This is a genomic window from Limnochorda pilosa (assembly GCF_001544015.1).
GTDB classification, from domain to species: Bacteria; Bacillota; Limnochordia; order Limnochordales; family Limnochordaceae; genus Limnochorda; species Limnochorda pilosa.
The window spans coordinates 1,913,343-1,927,990 of the sequence record NZ_AP014924.1 but is presented as its reverse complement, the minus strand read 5'-3'; the positions used below and the strand labels follow the sequence as shown (position 1 = coordinate 1,927,990).

General features: G+C 68.2%; 15 protein-coding genes. 4 read left to right on the top strand and 11 right to left on the bottom strand.

Annotated elements, in window-relative coordinates; all coding sequences use genetic code 11:
- Positions 1–36 precede the first annotated feature (36 nt).
- The gene (locus tag LIP_RS08525; RefSeq protein WP_068136858.1) at positions 37–522 is read left to right on the top strand and encodes an SRPBCC family protein; all 486 of its coding nucleotides are present in this window, start codon (positions 37–39) and stop codon (positions 520–522) included.
- A 283-nt stretch (positions 523–805) separates the two neighbouring features.
- Here the strand turns inward: LIP_RS08525 and LIP_RS08520 are convergent, their stop codons facing one another.
- From LIP_RS08520 to LIP_RS08470, 11 genes are read right to left on the bottom strand one after another with little or no spacing between them, the layout of a single operon-like run.
- Entirely contained in the window at positions 806–2,233 is a 1,428-nt protein-coding gene (locus LIP_RS08520) for an NADH-quinone oxidoreductase subunit N (protein ID WP_068136856.1), read from the bottom strand.
- A 3-nt stretch (positions 2,234–2,236) separates the two neighbouring features.
- On the bottom strand, positions 2,237–3,721 hold the full coding sequence (locus LIP_RS08515) for a complex I subunit 4 family protein (protein WP_068136851.1): 1,485 nt from the start codon (positions 3,719–3,721) through the stop codon (positions 2,237–2,239).
- 6 nt (positions 3,722–3,727) lie between these two features.
- On the bottom strand, positions 3,728–5,653 hold the full coding sequence (gene nuoL, locus LIP_RS08510; RefSeq protein ID WP_068141791.1) for an NADH-quinone oxidoreductase subunit L: 1,926 nt from the start codon (positions 5,651–5,653) through the stop codon (positions 3,728–3,730).
- Between the two features lie 9 nt (positions 5,654–5,662).
- Positions 5,663–5,974, bottom strand: coding sequence for an NADH-quinone oxidoreductase subunit NuoK (gene nuoK / locus LIP_RS08505; protein ID WP_068136848.1), 312 nt, complete (start codon positions 5,972–5,974; stop codon positions 5,663–5,665).
- Positions 5,971–6,564 (bottom strand): NADH-quinone oxidoreductase subunit J family protein, encoded by a 594-nt coding sequence (locus LIP_RS08500; RefSeq protein WP_068136846.1) that lies wholly within the window; start codon positions 6,562–6,564, stop codon positions 5,971–5,973. Before LIP_RS08500 ends, nuoK begins: the two co-directional genes overlap by 4 nt.
- The gene (locus tag LIP_RS08495; protein WP_068136842.1) at positions 6,561–7,142 is read right to left on the bottom strand and encodes a NuoI/complex I 23 kDa subunit family protein; all 582 of its coding nucleotides are present in this window, start codon (positions 7,140–7,142) and stop codon (positions 6,561–6,563) included. Before LIP_RS08495 ends, LIP_RS08500 begins: the two co-directional genes overlap by 4 nt.
- Positions 7,143–7,198: 56 nt before the next feature.
- The gene (nuoH, locus tag LIP_RS08490; protein WP_198409466.1) at positions 7,199–8,245 is read right to left on the bottom strand and encodes an NADH-quinone oxidoreductase subunit NuoH; all 1,047 of its coding nucleotides are present in this window, start codon (positions 8,243–8,245) and stop codon (positions 7,199–7,201) included.
- A gap of 34 nt (positions 8,246–8,279) precedes the next feature.
- Positions 8,280–9,437 carry an NADH-quinone oxidoreductase subunit D gene (locus LIP_RS08485; protein ID WP_082726052.1) on the bottom strand — a complete coding sequence of 386 codons (1,158 nt, stop codon included), beginning with the start codon at positions 9,435–9,437 and terminating at the stop codon, positions 8,280–8,282.
- Positions 9,438–9,483: 46 nt separating this feature from the next.
- Positions 9,484–10,242 carry an NADH-quinone oxidoreductase subunit C gene (locus LIP_RS18510; protein ID WP_068136841.1) on the bottom strand — a complete coding sequence of 253 codons (759 nt, stop codon included), beginning with the start codon at positions 10,240–10,242 and terminating at the stop codon, positions 9,484–9,486.
- 58 nt (positions 10,243–10,300) lie between these two features.
- Positions 10,301–10,813 carry an NADH-quinone oxidoreductase subunit B gene (locus LIP_RS08475; RefSeq protein ID WP_068136838.1) on the bottom strand — a complete coding sequence of 171 codons (513 nt, stop codon included), beginning with the start codon at positions 10,811–10,813 and terminating at the stop codon, positions 10,301–10,303.
- A complete protein-coding gene (locus LIP_RS08470) occupies positions 10,810–11,166 on the bottom strand; it encodes an NADH-quinone oxidoreductase subunit A (protein ID WP_068136837.1) in 357 nt (118 codons plus the stop codon). The genes LIP_RS08475 and LIP_RS08470 overlap by 4 nt, the downstream gene beginning before the upstream one ends.
- Positions 11,167–11,590: 424 nt before the next feature.
- Here LIP_RS08470 and LIP_RS08465 point away from each other — a divergent pair, with 424 nt between their 5' ends.
- The 3 genes from LIP_RS08465 to LIP_RS19205 are packed head-to-tail and all read left to right on the top strand — an operon-like array spanning position 11,591 to position 14,462.
- Positions 11,591–12,154: a hypothetical protein gene (locus LIP_RS08465; RefSeq protein WP_144440397.1), complete on the top strand. Its 564-nt coding sequence runs from the start codon at positions 11,591–11,593 to the stop codon at positions 12,152–12,154.
- Positions 12,151–13,656 carry an AAA family ATPase gene (locus tag LIP_RS08460; protein WP_068136830.1) on the top strand — a complete coding sequence of 502 codons (1,506 nt, stop codon included), beginning with the start codon at positions 12,151–12,153 and terminating at the stop codon, positions 13,654–13,656. Before LIP_RS08465 ends, LIP_RS08460 begins: the two co-directional genes overlap by 4 nt.
- A 20-nt stretch (positions 13,657–13,676) precedes the next feature.
- On the top strand, positions 13,677–14,462 hold the full coding sequence (locus tag LIP_RS19205; protein ID WP_068136828.1) for a class I SAM-dependent DNA methyltransferase: 786 nt from the start codon (positions 13,677–13,679) through the stop codon (positions 14,460–14,462).
- Positions 14,463–14,648: the final 186 nt, after the last annotated feature.

The following is a 14,648-nucleotide window of genomic DNA, read 5'->3' as shown; positions in this document are numbered from 1 at the left end:
CCATCACCATGCGAATCCCGACCTGGAGGTATCCATATGGAGCCCATTGAACGGGAGCTCACGATCGCCGCCCCGCTGGAGTGGGTGTGGTGGGCGTGGACCGGCCCCGAGCGGATCACCCGCTGGTTTGCGCCGGAGGCCCGCATCGAGCCCCACGTGGACGGGGCTTTCGAGCTCTTCTGGAACCCTACGGACCACGACCACGACTCCACTAAGGGCTGCACGGTGACGGCCCTGGAGCCCATGCGGATGCTGGGGTTCACCTGGCGGGGTCCAGACCATCTGGCGGAGGTGATGAACCACGGCGATGCGCTGACCCAGGTCCTGGTTCGCCTGGAGGCGGAGCCTTCGGGAACGCGAGTGCACGTAACGCACGGGGGATGGGGGGACGGAGAGGGCTGGAGCCGCGCTCGGCAATGGCACGAGGCGGCGTGGGACCAGGTGCTCGGCAGCCTCAAGACCTCCCTGGAAGGCGGCGAAGGTGAGCTGTGCTGCGCGCCCGAGGCGGAGGGGAAAGACTGACGCTGTGGAACGCACCTGGGACGGACAGCCGGTCAGCCAGGCTCCCCCCTGCGGAGCCACGGTGGTCGTCTCGACCTGGGGCTTCATGGAAGGAGGGTGCTCTGGAGCCACGATGCCCTCCACCGTCAGGCCAGCAATACGGTCCCGTCACCGTTCGGAACCCGTTCGCCGCGTGAGGCGGGGGACCGTACAGCACCGAGCCCCCGGCAGCTCGCGCCGACGGGGGCCGTGGCCTTGCGATTCCGCGTTCGGAGGGAGGCGGTCCCTGAGAGGCCAACTCCCCTCAGAGACTCCCCGCCACCGTCTGCACCCAGGCGTAGACCTGCTCGGGCAGGAGCCCCAGGGCCAGGGTGACCAGCACGGTGATCCCCATGGCCCAGGTGAGGCTGGCCGGCGCCCGAAGCGGCCTTGCCTCCTCGGCCTCCTCCAGGAACATGGACCGGATCACGCCGAAGTAGTAAGGTGCTGAGAGGACGCTGTTGATCACCATTACCACCGCGAGCCAGGTCATGTCGGCCGCGATGGCCGCGTTGAAGAGGCCCAGCTTGCCGAAGAAGCCGGCAGTGGGCGGGATGCCGATGAGGGAGAGGAAGTAGATCACCAGCGCCCAGGCGAAGACGGGCGAGCGTTGCCCAAGGCCCCGGAAGTCGGCGATCTCCTCCCCCTCGCCGTTGTTGGTGAGCAGGATGATGACGCCGAAGGCGCCCACGGTCATGAAGGCGTAGACCAGCAGGTAGTAGAGCATGGCCGCCGCGCCCTGGCCGGTGGCCACCGCCAGCCCCACCAGCACGTAGCCCGCCTGGGCGATGGCCGAGTAGGCCATGAGGCGCTTGATCTTGGTCTGGACGATGGCGGTCACGTTCCCGTAGGTCATGGTGAGGACCGCCAGCACCGCGAAGATCCAGGCCCACTGGTCCGAGAGACCCGGCAGCCCCACGGTGAAGATCCGCAACAGCGCCGCGAACCCCGCCGCCTCGCTGCCGGTGATGAGGAAGGCGGAGATGGGGGTGGGGGAGCCGTCGTAGGTGTCGGGCGCCCACATGTGGAAGGGGAAGGCCGCCACCTTGAAGGCGAAACCCACCAGCAAGAAGAGCATCCCGGCCAGCAGGACGGGCTGCGTGCCTGTCCCCGCCGCCAGCACCTCGGCCACCCGGGGCAGGTAGGTGCTCCCCGTCACCCCGTAGACCAGGGAGATGCCGAAGAGGAGCACCGACGAGGTGATGGCCCCGATGAGGAAGTACTTGATCGAGGCCTCCACCGAGCGCGGGTCCCGTTTCAGCGTTCCGGCCAGCACGTAGCTGGAGATGGAGAGGAGCTCGAGCCCCAGGTAGATGGTGAGCAGGTTGAGGGAGCCGGCCATGAAGAACATGCCCAGGGTTGCGAAGAGCACCAGCGCGTAGAACTCGCCCGCCTGGATCCGCTCCCGCTCCACGTACTCCAGGGAGACCAGCAGCACCAGCGCCGCCACCGAGAGGAAGACGACCTTGAAGAAGGTGGCGAAGCCGTCCACCTGGATCATGTCGGACCAGATGGACCTGCTCTCCCCCAAGCCCGGCACCAGGGCGGCCAGGGTGGCGAGCACCCCGACCAGCCCCACGTGGGCCAGCACCCTCTTCTGCTCGGTGAAGAGGTCGATGAGCACCAGGGCGATCCCGGTGGCCACCAGCACCAGCTCAGGCAGCAGGAGCGGAAGGTTCATGGACGCGGGCATCGATCAAAGCCCCCCCAGCGCGAGCTGGACCTGGTTCACCAGCGAGACCACCGCCGGGTTGAGCACGTTCAGCAGCATCGGCGGGAAGATGCCCAGGGCCGCGGTGGCGAGCATCAGGGGCACGCTCACCGCCAGCTCCCGCCCGGTGATGTCGGGCATGGGGTGGTGGCTTCCCTTGGGCTCGCCCAGGAGCACCCGCTGCATCATCCAGAGGTGGTAGCCGGCGGTGAGGATCAGTCCCAGGCTGCCGACGATCACCAGGGTGGTGAAGATGGGGAAGCTCCCCACGAAGGTGAAGAACTCGCCGGCGAAGCCCGAGAGCCCGGGCAGGCCCAGGTTGGCGAAGGCGCCGAAGGCCAGGATGGTGCCGATGATCGGAAGCTGGGTCCACATGCCGCCCATCTCGGGCATCATCCGGGTGTGGGCGCGGTCGTAGAGCGCCGAGCCCACCAGGAAGAACATGAGCGGCGAGATGATCCCGTGGGAGACCATGACGAAGAGCGCCCCGTTCATGGCCATCTCGCTGCCGCCCGCCACCCCCGCCGCGACGCCCAGGATCACGAAGCCCATGTGGCTGACGGAGGAGTAGGCGACCATCTTCTTCATGTCCGGCTGTGCCATGGCCGCGAGCGCCCCGTAGACGATGTTGATCACGCCCAGCACCGCGAGGGGCAGGGCGAACTGGGCCGCCGCATCGGGCAGGGTGGGCACCGCGATCCGGAAGAAGCCGTAGGTCCCCATCTTCAGCAGCACGCCCGCCAGCACCATGGAGCCTCCCGTGGGCGCCTCCACGTGGGCGTCAGGCAGCCAGGTGTGGAAGGGGAAGATCGGCACCTTCACGGCGAAGCCGAAGAAGAGGGCCAGGAAGACCCACACCTGGAAGGTGGGGTCGAAGCCGCCCCGCTCGGCGATGGCCAGCATGTCGAAGGTCCCCAGCCCGCTGGAGAAGTAGAGGGCCAGGATCCCCACCAGCATCACCACGCTGCCCGCCAGCGTGTAGATGAAGAACTTGATCGAGGCGTACTGCCGGTTCGGGCCACCCCAGATGCCGATGAGGAAGTACATGGGCACCAGCACCACTTCCCAGAAGATGTAGAACAGGAAGTAGTCCAGCGCCACGAAGACCCCCAGCATGCCCGTCTCGAGCAGGAGGAAGAGGGCGAAGAACTCCTTCACCCGCTGCTCGATGGTGAACGAGGTGAGGATGGCCAGGGTGGAGACCAGGGCGGTCACCGCGAGCATGGGGAAGCTGATCCCGTCGGTGCCCAGGTAGTAGCTCACCCCGATGCTCGGGATCCACTCGTAGCGCTCCACGAACTGCATCCCCGTGGCCCCGTACTGGTACCTGAGCGCCATGAGGGCCACGAGGACCAGCGGGATCAAGGAGAAGAGCAGGGCCGTCCGGCGGATCTGCTGCTTGTTCTCCTTGTTCAGGAACAGGATGACCAGGGCGCCCAGCAGGGGCGCGAAGACCAGGGCAGTGAGCATCGACGGTTATCCCCCTATCACGAAGATCGCCAGGCCGATGACGACGGTGACGAAGATGGCCAGCACGTACGATTGCAGGAGGCCGGTCTGGGCCCTCCGGAACGTTCGGGAACCGACGGAGACCGTCTCGGCCACGCCGTTGACGGCGCCGTCCACCACTTCCTGGTCGAAGAGGCCCGTCGCACCCGCGAACCACCGGGTGAGCGCCGCCACGCCGTTGACGATGCCGTCCACGATCGTGCGGTCGATCCAACCCACCAGGTAGGCGACGAGGATGGTCCCCTTGACGAAGAGGTAGTCGTACGCCTCGTCGACGTAGTACCGGTGCTTGAGCAGGGCGTAGACCGGCTGGATCAGGGCGATGATCCGCTCCCGGGAGACCAGCCGCCCGGCGTAGATCGCCAGGGCCACCAGGAGCCCCAGGAGCCAGGCGCCCGTGACGCTCCAGGTGACCAGGCTCGACGCCTCCAGGTGGTGGGCCTCTCCGAAGTGGATGAACCGGGCGAAGGGCGCCCCCAGCTGGGGCGCGCCCAGGAGCCCCGAGGTGGCCGCGAGCACCGCCAGGACCACCAGCGGCACCGTCATCACCGCGGGCGACTCGTGCGCGTGCTCGAAGCGGTGGGCATCCCTGGGGGCTCCGAAGAAGGTGAGCCAGGTGGCGCGGGTGATGTAGAAGGCGGTCATGGCCGCGGCCGCCACCCCGATCCAGAAGAGGGTGGGGTGGGCGTAGAAGGCGGTGAGCAGGATCTCGTCCTTGCTCCAGAAGCCCGCCAGGGGCGGGATTCCGGCCAGGGCCGCGGAGCCGATGATCCAGGTCCACGCGGTCACCGGCAGCTTCTTCATCAGGCCGCCCATCTGGTGCATGTCCTGGGTCTCCACCGCGTGGATCACCGAGCCTGAGGCCAGGAAGAGAAGCGCCTTGAAGAAGGCGTGGGTGGTCAGGTGGAAGAGGCCGGCGGTGTAGCCGCCCAGGCCGAGCCCCAACATCATGTACCCCAGCTGGCTCACGGTGGAGTAGGCGAGCACCTTCTTGATGTCCGCCTGCACCAGGGCGATGGTGGCCGCGAAGATGGCGGTGAAGCCGCCGATCCAGGCCACCGTGAGCATGGCCGTGGCCGAGGGCTCGAAGATGGGGAAGGCCCGGCCCACCAGGTAGACGCCGGCCGCCACCATGGTGGCCGCGTGAATCAGGGCGCTGACGGGCGTGGGGCCCGCCATCGCGTCGGGCAGCCAGACGTGGAGCGGGAACTGGGCCGACTTGCCCACGGCGCCCGCGAAGAGGAGGACGGCGCCCAGGGTGAGCACGCCGGTGGGGATCAGCCCTGCCTGGGCCATCTCGCCCAGCTCCGTGAACTGGAAGGTGCCCGCCTGGGTGAAGAGGAGCATGATGCCGATGAACATGCCCACATCGCCGGCCCGGGTGGTGAGGAAGGCCTTGTTGGCGGCCCGGGCGTTGTTCGGGTCCTCATACCAGTGCCCGATGAGCAGGTACGACGAGAGGCCCACCAGCTCCCAGAAGATGTAGAGGAGCAGCAGGTTGTCCGCCATCACCAGGCCGAGCATGGCGAAGGTGAAGAGGGAGAGGACCGCATAGTACCGCTTGTACCGCCGGTCGCCGTGCATGTACCCCAGGGAGTAGAGCTGGACCATGAGGCTGACCAGGGTGACCACCACCAGCATCAGCGCGGTGAGCGGGTCGACCTGGTAGCCCACCCGCACCACCGTGGAGCCGTGGACCGCCCACGTCAGCGAAGCGGCCGCCCTACCCCCCTGGGCCACGTCCCAGAGGACCCCCAGGCTCAGAAGGAACGCGACCCCCACCGCCCCGATCCCCACCCGGTCGTAGCGGGAAGGGTCGCGGTGGTTCGGCAGGCCGACGTAGAGCCAGGCCAGCAGGGGCAGGAGCGGGACCAGCCACGCCAGATGAACCATCTGCGTCACCTACCACTTCAAGAGGTTGATCTTGTCGATGTCGATGTCGTCCCGCTGGTTGGCGATGACCAGGATGATCGCCAACCCCACCGCCGCCTCAGCGGCCGCCACCGTCATTACGAAGATGGCGAAGAGCTGGCCGCCAGGCCTCTCGGGTTCCAGGTGGCGCGCGAACCCCACCAGGTTCAGGTTCACCGAGTTGAGCATGATCTCGATCGACATGAGGATCCGCACCGCGTTCCGCTGGGTGAGCGCGCCGTAAAGGCCCAGCGAGAAGAGGAGCGCGCCGAGGCCGAGCACGTAGGGCAGGGGAACCATCAGGCATCCTCCTTTCGGGCGGATGCCGGTGAGCCGTCGTGGGGCGCCGGCACGGGGGGGGTCTCGGCCTCGTCACGGCGAGAGAGGGCCACCGCACCGATGAGGGCCACCAGGAGCACCACCGAGGCGATCTCGAAGGGAATCGCGTACTCGCTGAAGAGGAGATTCCCCACGGTGCCGAGGTTAGCCCCGGAGGCGGCCGGAGGCTCCGCCGGCCAGGCACCCTGCCGGTAGACCAGCAGCATCAGGATCGCAAACCCGGCGCTCACCAGCAGCGGCAGCGCGCCCCGGCGGAAGGAGACCAGGTTCTGCCAGACGCGCGCCCAGACCCGTCGCTCGCCGCCCCGGATGTCCCGCAGGTCCGAGAGCATGATGCCGAAGACGATCAGGGTGGTGATGGCGCCCACGTAGATGAGGATCTGGGCCGCAGCCAGGAACTCGGCCCCCAGGATCAGGTAGATGCCCGCGACCCCCACGAAGCTGAGCCCCAGGAAGAGTGCGGCATGCATCAGGTTGTCGCTCGCCACGACCAGGTAGGCCGCGATCAGTGTCACGAGCCCGAGCGCGATGAAGGCCAGGAGGTCCAGGCTCACGGGGCGACCGCCGTCCTTTCAGCGGCTGGCTGCGGGGTGGTGCCCCGCTCCAGCGTCTCGTCGAGCGGAACGGTCCTGCCGCGGGGAGCGGTGCCGGCGTACGTGGTCTTGACGCCGAAGTGGGTGATGGGCGTGGTCTGCTTGCGCCCCAGCTCACCCAGGCGCACCTTGTCGTAGATGAAGCGGGTCGGGTCGTCGGTGGCCATCTCGTAGACGTCCGACATCGCGATGGCCTCGAAGGGGCAGACCTCGGCACAGAGCCCGCAAAGCATGCACCGGCTTGCGTCCAGGTTGAACTCGTCCAGCACCTTCTTGCCCTTCTCGCCCTCGCCCCGGTGGTAGACGATCTCGATGATCTGCACCGGGCAGATCTTGGCGCACAGCTCACAGGCCACGCACTTCAGGTTGGCCTCCTCGTCCGAGAGCAGCACGGGGATGCCGCGGGCGCCCGAAGGCAGGTTGGGCCGCTCGTAAGGATAGTACTCGGTGACGGTGGGGCGCACCATCTCCTTCAGGGTGACCCCCATCCCCTTCAGGATGCTCCAGGCCGAGTCGAAGAAGGCTCCTGCCGAAGCCATGCTCTCACGCTCCCTTCCAGACCCGTACGGAACACCGGCGGATTCCGGGTTCCCCATCAGGTCAATATCACATAGACACCGGTCAGCGCAATGTTCGCGAGCCCCACCGGGATCAGGAACTTCCAGCCCAGCTCCATGAGCTGGTCCACCCGGATCCGGGGCACCGTCCAGCCCACCCACATGATGATGAAGACGAAGAGGTACGTCTTCAGGAGCCACCAGACGAAGGGGGGGAGGAAGGCCGGCCCCGACCAGCCGCCCAGGAAGAGGGTGGCGGCGATCCCGGAGGTGGCCAGCAGGTTGGCGTACTCGGCCACGAAGAAGACGCCCCAGCGGAAGCCGCTGTACTCGGTGTTGAACCCGGCCACCAGCTCGGACTCGGCCTCGGGCAGGTTGAAGGGGGACCGGTTGATCTCCGCCGTGGCCGCCACGATGAAGACGAGGAAACCCAGCGGTTGCAGGATCAAGAACCAGGTGCTGCTTCGCTGAGCCTCCACGATCCCTTCCAGGCTCAGGGTCCCCGCCACCATGCCGATGGCCACCAGAGCCAGGCCCAGGGGGATCTCGTAGCTGATCATCTGGGCCGCGGAGCGCATGGCCCCCAGGGTGGACCACTTGTTGTTCGACGACCAACCCGCCATCATCAGTGCGAGGATCGCGAAGCTGCTCACAGCGCTCACGTAAAGGATGCCGATGTTCAGGTCCCTGCCGATGATCTGGGGCCCGAAGGGCATCACCACCCAGATCATCAGGGCCGGCGCGATCATGACGAAGGGTGCCATGATGAAGACCCACTTGTCGGCCCCCGAGGGGATGATGTCCTCTTTGATGATGAGCTTCACGGCGTCGGCCAGGGTCTGGAGCGCCCCGTGGGGCCCGTTGTGCATGGGCCCCGGCCTCCGCTGGATGTGTCCGGCGACCTTCCGCTCGAGCCAGATGAGGAAGAGGACGTTGAGGAGGATGAAGACCAGCACTCCGGCCGCCTTCAGGATCGCCATGAGCGCGACCCAGACCCACCCGGGGATCCCAAGGCCCGTCCACCAGCCGAGACCGGCCGCGTACAACCCGGCGACCCATTGGACCAACGATTGCTCGATCTGCACGCGTCTCCCTCTTTCCCGAGGTTTTGGGCCCGCCTCAGCGGTCGACCTCGCCGAAGACCGGGTCGAGGCTGCCGATGACCGCGACCAGGTCGGCGATGAGGTGGTTCCTGCTGATCAATGGAATGAGCTGCAGGTGGACGAAGGAGGGCGCCCGCCACCGGAGCCGGTACGGCTTGTCGCTGCCGTCGGCGATGAGGTAGCAGCCCACCTCACCCTTGGGGCCCTCGGTGCGCACGTAGGTCTCGCCCTGCACCTTCCAGCGCCGGGGCAGGGTGGCCATGACCTCGCCCGCCTCGATGCCGTCCAGGGCCTGGCGGATGATCTTGGCGCTCTCGTCCATCTCGATCATCCGGATCATGTACCGGTCGAAGACGTCGCCGGTCTCGCCCACGGGCACCTGGAAGTCGTAGCGCTCGATGCCGTTGTAGGGCTCGGCCTTCCTCAGGTCGAAAGGCACCTTCGACGCCCGAAGCACCGGGCCCGCCGCGCCCCAGGCGATCGCGTCCTCCGGGCTCAGGACGGCGATGCCCTTGGTCCGGTGGACGAAGATCCGGTTTCCCGTGATGAGCTGGTGGTACTCGGGCAGCTTGTCGCGCTGGAAGTCGTCGATGAAGGCCCGCACCCGGCGGAGCCAGTCGTCCGAGACGTCGTTGCGCACGCCGCCGATGCGCACGTAGTGGAAGAGCATGCGGGCGCCCGAGATCTCCTCGAGCAGGTCGATGATGGTCTCCCGCTCGCGCCAGCAGTAGAGGAAGGCGGTGGTCGCCCCCAGGTCCATGCTGAAGGTGCCGAAGGCGATCAGGTGGCTTGCGATCCGCTGGAGCTCGGAGGTGATCACCCGGATGTACTGGGCCCGGGGCGGGATCTCCAGCCCCAGGAGCTTCTCCACCGCCAGCGCGTAGGTGAGCTCGTTGTTGATCCCCGCCAGGTAGTCGCACCGGTCGGTGTAGGGCACCACCATGGGGTAGGTGAGCTCCTCCGAGTGCTTCTCGAAGCACCGGTGGAGGTAGCCGACGTCGGGGTCGACGTCGACGATGCGCTCGCCGTCGATGCGGGCCTTCAAGCGGAGCACCCCGTGGGTGCTGGGGTGCTGCGGGCCCATGCTCACCAGGAGCTCGGATCGCGAGCGATCCGTCCGGTCGGGCACCACCTGGATGCTGGGTGCCTGGGCCGGCGGGCTGATGGTCGCCAAGACCGATTCCTCCCCCAGACAAACGTCGTGCGTAACGGGCCGCGCCCTACGCTTTCCGCTGCCAGTCCGCCTTCACCTGGATCCGCCGCGGAGGCCGGCGGTCCACGTAATCCTTGCGCAGAGGGTGGCCCTCCCAGTCCTCCCGCAGCAGGATACGCCGCAGGTCCGGGTGACCCTCGAAACGGACCCCCATGAGATCGTAGGTCTCGCGCTCATGCCAGTCGGCCCCGGGCCAGACCCCCGTCACGCTGGGGCAGACCGGCTCACTGCGGGGGACGCGGGTGCGCAGGATCAGGCGCAGCCCCTTCTCCAGCGAGGTGAGGTGGTCCACCACCTCAAAGCCCTCTTCCAGCCGATCCACGCCGCTCAGCATGGCCAGGTAGTCGAAGCGGAGCTCTGGATCGTCCCGCAGGTAGGTGGCTACCTCCACCAGCCGGCCGGGCTCCACCTCGACCTCGAGCCAGAGGTCGCGCCGCCCCCGGGCCTTCAGGTCCGGAAAGCGGGCCTGGATCCGCGCCAGCGCCCGGGCCAGGGGCTCCGGGAGCTCGGGGGCGTCGTCCTGGGGCCCCGGGGCCTCCTCCTTGCGCGCCGGCCGAGCATGGCCGTGCTCGACCGCCCCGTCCCGGGCCGGGCGGGCGGGCCCTTCGGCCTTGGGGGCCTCGGCGCCGGCAGCGTCTCCGGGCGTTCCCTGGGCCCGTGCCGGACGGGTGCCCTCGGGCCGCGCCCGGCGGCCGCCCCGCCGTCCGGGCTCCGGCTGCTCTGGCTTGCCGTCCTTTGCCTGCTGGTCCTTCTCCTCGTCGGCCACGTCGTCTCCGCCCCTCGTTCGTGTCTGGTGTTCCCGTGCCGTCCGCTCCTCCGGACCTTCAGGAGACCCGGGCAGCGGGCAGCCCTTCGTGCAGGATCTTCTCCTGGAGCTGGAGCAGCCCGTGGATCAGGGCCTCCGGGCGCGGGGGGCAACCGGGCACGTAGACGTCCACGGGAACGATCTCGTGGACGCCGTTCACCACGTTGTAGAGGTCGTGGTACGGCCCGCCGTTGGTCGCGCAGGCGCCCATGGCGATCACGTAGCGCGGCTCGGCCATCTGGTCGTACAGGTTCACGATGCGGTCCGCCAGTTTCTCGTTGACGGTGCCGGAGACGATCATCAGGTCCGACTGGCGCGGCGACGCCCGGAAGATCATGCCGAAGCGGTCGAGGTCATACCGGGAGGCGCCGGTGGCCATCATCTCGATGGCGCAGCAGGCGATGCCGAAGGTCATGTACCAGAGGGAGGACTTCCGGCTCCAGTTGAGGATCTTGCGAAGGCTGGTGGTGAGCACGCCGGTGTTGCCCGGCTGGTTGATGTCGGGGTCCTCCGGGTGGACCAGAGGGCTCATACCCAACGGAGCACCTTCTTTCTCCAGGCGTAGACCAGGCCCACGACGAGGAGGGCGATGAAGACCAGCATCTCCACCAGCGCGAAGAGGCCCAGGTCCGCGAAGACCACGGCCCAGGGATAGAGGAAGATGATCTCCACGTCGAAGACCAGGAAGACCAGGGCGAAGACGTAGTAGCGGATGTGGAACCGGATCTGCCCCTCGCCGACGGGCTCCTCGCCGCACTCATACGTGGAGAGCTTGTTGGCGTAAGGATGCTTCGGCCGGAGCAGGGAACCGATGCCCAGCGTGATGGCGACGAAGGCCACCGCGACCAGTGCGAAGATGCCTACCTCCAGGTAGCTCTGCGCCATCCTCTTGCGACCGCCTCCTCGGGGTCCTGCACGCCAAGGGTATGAAAAGTGAAGATCGTAACGACCTGCTTCATTATAGAACCGGCCCTGGGGGGTGTCAACCCGCGGTGCGCCCGTGAAAGCCCATGGCTAGCGGGTTTGTCATTCGATCCTGTCGCCGCCCGCAGCCCTGTGCTAGAATAGGTCCTGGGTGCAACACGACCCCGTCCGACCGGATCGGCCCCACGTCTGTTCGCTTCATGGGCTTCATTCTCCTGCCCGGGGTAGCGGTCGTCGTGCCGCGTCGCGCCCAGCGGCTGCCAGGGGTGGCAGGCCTCGCCCCTTGGGAAGCTCTGGGGTCGCGTGGTATCATGACGGCGTGCTCTGAACCGGAGGCGCGCAAGAGCCGCTCCGAGCGCCCGGGCGGGTCGAGGGGACGTTGCCGGTGAAGCTGTTTGGAATGCGACTCCACGTGGTCCTGGTGGTCTTCGGTCTGGCTCTGGCAGCCGCCTTCGGCGGTCAGTACCTCTACGTCCACCGGCAGGTGGAGGCGCCTCTGGCCTCGGAGATCGCCTCGCTGGACGGCGTGGAGGACGTGGCCCTGGAGGCGGCCGCCGACGGCGCCTACCAGGTGAAGGTGCGGCTCGCGCCGGGGGTCCGGCTGCCGGACCTCTACGAGGCGATCCGCGAGCGGGTGGAGCTGAGGCTGGGCGTGCGGACGGTGGTGGAGCTGGAGGACCGCCGGACCGCGGAGCTGGTCTCGGCGCTGGATTCGATGCAGTTCGCCCTCCAGGAGGGCGCGGCCACCGGCCGGCTCGAGGCCATGCGCCAGCGGGTGGAGGAGCTGGCGGCGGCCAGCGGGGTGGAGGCCAGGCTCTTCGTGGATGCCTCCCGCATCTACGTGACCCTGGAGAAGGGTGACGGGTATCTGTATGAGGTGATCGGCCGCCGGGTCGCGAACCCGGCGGGCGCGGACGGGAACGCCGGAGCGGGGAGGGGTGGAGCATGAAGAAGGAGATCGGGGCCGGGCTCGGCCTGGCAGCGGTGGTCTTCCTGGGCCTGCAAGGGGTGAGCCAGGTCGTTCCTTTCCTTATTCTCGCGGCCATCCTGACCATGCTCTACCTCATGGCCCAGGGCCGCCTGATGGGAGGGCGCTCCTTCGCAACCACGGGGTCGGGGAGCGCAGGAAGCCTGAGGCCCATCGACTTCGATGCGATCGGCGGCCAGCAGGTGGCCAAGCGGGAGCTCAAGGAGGCGCTGGATTTCCTGCGCAAGAGCGACGAGGCGGCCCATCTGGGCATCCGGCCCTTGAAGGGCATCCTGCTGGTGGGCCCGCCCGGCACGGGAAAGACGCTGATGGCCAGGGCCGCGGCCAGCTACACGCAATCGGTCTTCCTGGCCGCGTCCGGGAGCCAGTTCGTCGAGATGTACGCCGGGGTGGGCGCCCAGCGGATCCGGCACATCTTCAACCAGGCCCGCCGGCAGGCCGAGCAGGAGGGGCGCTCCAGCGCGATCATCTTCATCGACGAGATGGAGGTCCTGGGGGGCAAGCGGGGCAAGCACGCGAGCCACCTGGAGTACGATCAGACCCTGAACGAGCTCCTGGTGCAGATGGACGGCATCGCTCCCTCCGAGCGCGTGCGCCTCCTGGTCATCGGCGCCACCAACCGGCCGGACCTGCTGGACAGCGCCCTCCTCCGCCCCGGCCGCTTCGACCGCACGGTGCGGGTGGACCTGCCCGACAAGGAGGGGCGCCGGCACATCCTCGAGATCCATGCCCAGGGGAAGCCTCTGGCGCCCGACGTGGACCTGGACGAGCTGGCACGGGAGACCTACGGGTTCTCGGGCGCGCACCTGGAGAGCCTGCTGAACGAGGCAGCCATCCTGGCCATGCGTCAGGGCGACCGCCAGATCGGCGGGCGACACCTGAGGGAAGCGGTCGACAAGGTGCTCATGGGTGAGAAGCTCGATCGCCGCCCGAGCGAGGCGGAGCGCCGGCGGGTGGCCTACCACGAGACGGGCCACGCCTTCGTGAGCGAGCTGGGCCGCCCCGGATCGGTGAGCACCGTCACCCTCTCCCCGCGCGGGCAGGCCCTGGGCTACATGCGCCAGACCCCCGAGGACGATCCCTACCTGTACACCCAGGAGGAGCTGGAGCACCAGATCGACGTCTGTCTCGGGGGCGCGGTGGCCGAGGAGCTCTTCTTCGGCAGCCGGAGCACGGGAGCCATGGGGGACTTCGAGCAGGCCGTGGGGCTGGCCCGGCGGATGATCCTGGCAGGCATGTCGTCGCTGGGCATCGTCAGCGAGGAGACGTTGCCTGAGGACCACCTGCACCAGGAGACCGTGCGGATCCTCAAGGGGAGAGAAGGGTACGTGCGCGAGGTGCTCACCGCCCACCGTCCTCTCATGGACCGGGCCGCGGTCGAGCTCCTGCGGGAAGAGAAGCTGCCGGGGGCCCGAGTGCGCGACCTGCTCCGCCCTCCGGCCGCCGAGCCGCTGGGCGCATGACCCGCGGGGGCGGGCAGACGATGCCTGGGTCCGGTGAGGGGCTGTCCACGCCGTACGGAGCGTTCGCCCAGGTCTACGACCGGGCGGGCTTCTCCGATTTCAGCCGCCAGATGCTGCCCTACGCGCTCCGGCTCCTGGAGCACCTGGGGTGGGAACCCCCCGAACCGTCCGCACTGGATCTCGCCTGCGGCACCGGCACCGCCGCCCTGGAGCTGGCCCGGCGCGGCTGGCGGGTGACGGGCGTCGACGGCTCGGCGGCCATGCTGGAGGCTGCCCGGGACAAGGCGACCGCGTCCTCCAGTGCCGGGGGAGCCGTCGACTGGATCCTGGCCGACATGCGCACCTTCCGGTCTCCACGGCCCCATGGGCTCGTGACCTGCTTCTTCGACGCGCTCAACTACCTCCTCGAACCTAGCGACCTCATCGAGACCTTCCGAAGGGTGCGGGAGGCCCTCCTGCCCGGCGGCGTCCTCGTCTTCGACATGAACACCGTTTGGGGGCTCCAGTCTGGGTGGGGCGGGGAAGAGGTGGTGGAGGTCTACCCGGATCTGGTGAGCTTCATGCGGGAGACCTACGAGCCGGGGCGGCGGCTGGCCCGGGTGCGGCTCTCCTTCTACGTGGAGGATGCGGGGGGCTACCGGCGGATCGAGGAGGTCCACCTGGAGCGGGGCTATACCCTGGAGGAGATCGAGGAGGCCCTGGTCCGGGCGGGCCTCGGCGAGGCCCGCTTCTTCGACTGCCTCACGCTGGATCCCGCTCACGCTGCCACCCGCCGGGTGGCCGTGGCGGCCCGGAGCCCCGCCTGAACTCCGTTGCCTGTCCAGCGCGGGGCTCGGGCACCGGAACCGATCCCCCGCGCGCCTTGCGCCGCACGCCGGCGTGCAGCCACCTTTTCCTTGACACGTGCCTGATGATTCGATACTATGCATAGTCAGAAATGGCTACGTTCTCCCAGGCCCGTGCTCCGCTGGTGACGGCGCGGTCGGCGGGCG

Bases quoted from the DNA above. Each gene is read 5' to 3' on its own strand.
- LIP_RS08525 (WP_068136858.1), top strand. From the start codon at position 37: ATGGAGCCCATTGAACGGGAGCTCACGATCGCCGCCCCGCTGGAGTGG.
- LIP_RS08520 (WP_068136856.1), bottom strand. From the start codon at position 2,233: ATGCCCGCGTCCATGAACCTTCCGCTCCTGCTGCCTGAGCTGGTGCTG.
- LIP_RS08515 (WP_068136851.1), bottom strand. From the start codon at position 3,721: ATGCTCACTGCCCTGGTCTTCGCGCCCCTGCTGGGCGCCCTGGTCATC.
- nuoL (WP_068141791.1), bottom strand. From the start codon at position 5,653: ATGGTTCATCTGGCGTGGCTGGTCCCGCTCCTGCCCCTGCTGGCCTGG.
- LIP_RS08495 (WP_068136842.1), bottom strand. From the start codon at position 7,142: ATGGCTTCGGCAGGAGCCTTCTTCGACTCGGCCTGGAGCATCCTGAAG.
- LIP_RS08475 (WP_068136838.1), bottom strand. From the start codon at position 10,813: ATGAGCCCTCTGGTCCACCCGGAGGACCCCGACATCAACCAGCCGGGC.
- LIP_RS08470 (WP_068136837.1), bottom strand. From the start codon at position 11,166: ATGGCGCAGAGCTACCTGGAGGTAGGCATCTTCGCACTGGTCGCGGTG.
- LIP_RS08460 (WP_068136830.1), top strand. From the start codon at position 12,151: ATGAAGAAGGAGATCGGGGCCGGGCTCGGCCTGGCAGCGGTGGTCTTC.
- LIP_RS19205 (WP_068136828.1), top strand. From the start codon at position 13,677: ATGCCTGGGTCCGGTGAGGGGCTGTCCACGCCGTACGGAGCGTTCGCC.